The organism is Cellulomonas sp. A375-1, from assembly GCF_001040865.1.
Classification (GTDB): Bacteria; Actinomycetota; Actinomycetes; order Actinomycetales; family Cellulomonadaceae; genus Cellulomonas; species Cellulomonas gelida.
Genome location: NZ_LFKW01000066.1, coordinates 69,678 through 73,794 on the forward strand (window position 1 = coordinate 69,678; position 4,117 = coordinate 73,794).

General features: G+C 75.4%; 4 protein-coding genes. 1 reads left to right on the forward strand and 3 read right to left on the reverse strand.

From position 1 onward, the window contains the following. The coding region (locus tag CWIS_RS07945; protein ID WP_048342718.1) for an A/G-specific adenine glycosylase at window positions 1-770 on the reverse strand (770 nt) is incomplete at its 3' end. Between the two features lie 82 nt (window positions 771-852). Between CWIS_RS07945 and CWIS_RS07950 the strand changes: the two genes are divergently transcribed. Continuing rightward, the gene (locus tag CWIS_RS07950) at window positions 853-1,617 is read left to right on the forward strand and encodes a hypothetical protein (RefSeq protein ID WP_053071621.1); all 765 of its coding nucleotides are present in this window, start codon (window positions 853-855) and stop codon (window positions 1,615-1,617) included. A gap of 82 nt (window positions 1,618-1,699) precedes the next feature. Here the strand turns inward: CWIS_RS07950 and disA are convergent, their stop codons facing one another. Together disA and radA are read right to left on the reverse strand one after the other, a co-directional pair. Beyond that, a complete protein-coding gene (gene disA / locus CWIS_RS07955) occupies window positions 1,700-2,776 on the reverse strand; it encodes a DNA integrity scanning diadenylate cyclase DisA (protein ID WP_048342719.1) in 1,077 nt (358 codons plus the stop codon). Window positions 2,777-2,801: 25 nt separating this feature from the next. Then, window positions 2,802-4,117: DNA repair protein RadA (gene radA, locus CWIS_RS07960; protein ID WP_048342734.1), on the reverse strand; the 1,316-nt coding region annotated here is incomplete at its 5' end.

Consider the following 4,117-nt stretch of genomic DNA (forward strand, 5'->3'; position numbering starts at 1 on the left):
CCCTGCCGGTCGGTGCCCGCCCACGCCTGCGTCCGGCGGCGGTGCGCATGCTGGTCGGCGGGCCGCCCCGCCGCGACCCACGCGCACGACGAGACCAGCGGGCAGACCTCGCAGCGCGGCGACCTGGCGGTGCACACGAGCGCGCCGAGCTCCATGCTCGCCTGCGCCCAGCGCGCGGCGCCCGCGTCGTCCGCGGGGACCAGGGCCGCCGCACGCGCGACCTCCGCACGCGTCTGGGTCGGGGCCGGGAGCGCGTGACCGTCGACCGCGCGCGCCAGGACCCGGCGCACGTTGGTGTCCAGCACCACGGCACGCCGGCCGAACGCGAACGACCGCACCGCCGCGGCGGTGTACGCGCCGACGCCGGGCAGGGCCAGGAGCGCATCCTCGTCGTCGGGGACGTGACCCGCGTGCCGCTCGACGACCGCCTGCGCGCACTGCACCAGGCGCAGCGCGCGGCGCGGGTAGCCCAGCCGGTCCCAGGCCCGCAGCACGTCCGCGGTCGGTGCGGCCGCGAGGTCGGCCGGCGTCGGCCAGCGCTCGATCCACGCGCGCCACGCGGGCTCGACGCGGACCACGGGCGTCTGCTGCAGCATGACCTCGCTGACCAGCACGCCCCACGGCGTGCGGTCGGGTGCGCGCCACGGCAGGTCGCGTGCGTGCTCGTCGTACCAGCCGACGACGTCCGCGACGAGGTCCGCTGCGGTGCCCGCGTCGGTGGCGACGAGGGTCGCCCCGACGCGCGACGACGAGGAGAACGGGCGGGTCATCCCCGCATCCTGCCAAAGTCTGATGTCCGATCCGCGGCGCGCCGGGGGCCGGGGCGCCGCGGGGGTGCGCGCGACTCGTACGGTGGGCGACGACGACGGCACGGGCGAGGAGCAGGACGTGGTTCAGGGCAGTGGAGCAGGCCGACGGCCCGGTGCGCCGCGGGCGCCGTTGCCGCGCCGCGTCTACGTGGTGCGCCGCCTGATCGTCGTCGCAGTGCCGCTCGTGCTCGTCGCGTTCGTCGTCTGGTGGTTCCTGGGCCGCAGCTCGTCCGACGGGACGACCCCACGCGCGCAGACCACCGCGACCAGCACCGCGAAGGCGACGACGAAAGCCACGACGAAGGCGACCGACAAGGGGACGAAGGGGAGCAGCGCGAGCTCGTCCGAGGACGACGACGCCACGTCGGACGACGAGGTCCGGTCCGCGGCCGAGGAGGCTGCCAGCGCGGCCGGCGTGCCGGTGTGCGTGCCCGACTCGCTCGACGTCGAGTTCGAGGCGACCGCGGACGCGTACTCGGGCGGGGACAAGCCCGCGTTCCGCATCACCGTGACCAACACCGGCGACGAGGCGTGCCTGCTCGAGGCGGGCGACGCCAACCGTCGCGTGGCGGTGTCGTCCGGCGACGACCTCGTCTGGTCGAGCTCCCACTGCCTGCCCGCCGAGCCCGCGAGCCGCCCGCTCCTGCTCGGGCCCGGTGCACCCAGCGACGAGGTCTACACGTGGCCGCGCGTCCGCTCGGCGAAGGGGTGCACGTCCGGCGGCGACGCGCCGCGCGCCGGGACGTACACCGCCAAGCTCAGGCTCGGCGGCGAGACCGTCGGCAAGGCCGTCTTCGACCTGCGCTGAGCCGACGCCGAGCGAACGGCGCGGGCGCGGAGCGGCCGGCGCGGGCGCGCGTCCGACAGAGCGAGCGGGTCAGGCGAACGGGTCAGACGTAGCGTTCGAGGATGCTGGACTCGGCGAGCCGGGACAGGCCCTCGCGCACCGCACGCGCCCGCTGCTCGCCCACGCCGTCGACCGCCATGAGGTCGTCGATGCCCGCGGCCAGCAGCTTCTGCAGGCCGCCGAAGTGCGCGACGAGCCGGTCGACGATCGTCCCCGGCAGGCGCGGGACGCGCGAGAGCAGGCGGTAGCCGCGGGGCCCGACCGCGGCGTCGAGCGCGTCACCGCCCCCGGGCAGGCCGAGCACGCGGGCGATCCGGGCGATGTCCAGCAGCTCGGTCGAGTCGAGGTCGGCCAGCGAGCTGAGCACGGCGTCGAGGCCGACGCGGGACTGGTCGAGGTAGTCGCGGATGACGAGCTCACGGTCGGAGCCGATCGTCCCGACGAGCTCGTCGTGCTGCAGCGCGAGCAGACGACCGTCGGTGCCGAGCTCGACGACGTAGCTCTCGATCTCGTCGGAGATGCGCCGGACCATCTCGAGGCGCTGGACCACCGCGGAGACGTCGCGGACCGTCACGAGGTCCTCGATCTCGAGCGCGGACAGCGTGCCGGACACCTCGTCGAGGCGGGTCTTGTAACGCTCGAGCGTCGCGAGCGCCTGGTTGGCACGGGACAGGATCGTGGTCGAGTCCTCGAGCACGTAGCGCTGGTTGCCGACGTAGAGCGCGATGATCCGCATCGACGCGGACACCGAGATCACCGGCAGGCCGGTCTGCTTCGCGACCCGCTCGGCGGTCCGGTGCCGCGTGCCGGACTCGGAGGTCTCGATCGTGACGTCCGGCAGCAGCTGGACCGCGGCGCGCACGATGCGGCTGATGTCGCGGTCGACCACGACGGCGCCGTCCATCTTGCACAGCTCGCGCAGGCGGGTGGCCGAGAACTCGACGTCGAGCACGAAGCCGCCGGAGCAGATGCTCTCGACCGTCTTGTCGAAGCCGAGCACGATCAGCGCACCCGTGCGGCCCCGCAGGATGCGCTCGAGACCGTCGCGCAGGGCGCTGCCGGGCGCGACCGCTGCGAGCGTCGATCGCAGCAGGTCGTCGGGAGAGTGCAAGGCGGCCACGCGACGATGGTAACGATGCGACCGGTCAGGCCCGGACCGACTGCCCGGCGGCCGCGGGTGAACCCACGGCCCCGACGAGCTGGACGGCGTGCGCGAGGTCCGTCGCACCGAGCACGTGGACGCCGTCCGGGGGCACCAGGTCGTCGACCGACGAGGCAGGAACGATCGCCCGCCGGAAGCCCAACCGGGCCGCCTCCGCGAGCCGCCGCCCCACGCCGGGCACCGCGCGGATCTCGCCCGCGAGCCCGACCTCGCCGAGCGCGACGAGCCCGCGCGGCAGCGCGACGTCCTCGCGCGACCCGATCGCGGCGAGGGCCAGCGCGAGGTCGCCCGCGGGCTCCACGACGCGCGCGCCGCCCACCGTGGACAGGTAGACGTCCTGGTCCGCGAGCCGCGCGCCGAGGCGGCGCTGCAGCACCGCGAGCACCATCGCGAGCCGCGCGGAGTCCACGCCGCTCGTCGTGCGCCGCGGGTTGGGAGACGCCGAGGGCGCGACGAGCGCCTGGACCTCGACCGCGAGCGGGCGGCGACCCTCGAGCGTCACCGTCAGGCACGTGCCGGGGACGGCGTGCAGCGCCTGCGAGACGAACAGCCCGGACGGGTCGGGCAGGCCGACGATGCCCGACTCCGACAGGTCGAAGCACCCGACCTCGTCCGTGGGGCCGTAGCGGTTCTTGGTCGCGCGCAGGAGCCGCAGGCGCGAGTGCCGCTCACCCTCGAACTGGCAGACCACGTCCACGAGGTGCTCGAGCGTGCGCGGGCCCGCGACCGACCCGTCCTTGGTCACGTGCCCGACGAGCACGGCAGGCATGTCGCGGGACTTGGCGGCCTGGATCACCGCGGAGCTGACCTCGCGCACCTGCGCGACGCCGCCCGCCGAGCCCTCGACCTGCGTGGACGCGACGGTCTGCACCGAGTCGAGGACGAACAGGTCCGGCGCGGACTGCTCGATGTGCCCGAGCACGCTCGCGAGGTCGGTCTCGTCGGCCAGCAGCAGGTTCGGGTCGAGCGCGCGGATGCGGTCCGCGCGCAGCCGGACCTGTGCGACCGACTCCTCGCCCGTCACGTAGAGCACGCGCCGCCCGCCGCGGGCCGCGCGTGCGGCCACGTCCAGCAGCAGGGTCGACTTGCCGACGCCCGGCTCGCCCGCGAGCAGCACGACAGCACCGGGCACCAGACCCCCGCCGAGCACGCGGTCGAGCTCGTCGACCCCCGTCGGCCGGGCCTGCGCGGTCTCGCTGGGGATCTCGCTGATGGGCCGGGCCGGGCCGCGCGAGGGTGCGGCAGCCGCGGTCCTGGGTGCGCCGCCACCGGGTCCCGCGTCCTCGACCACCGAGCCCC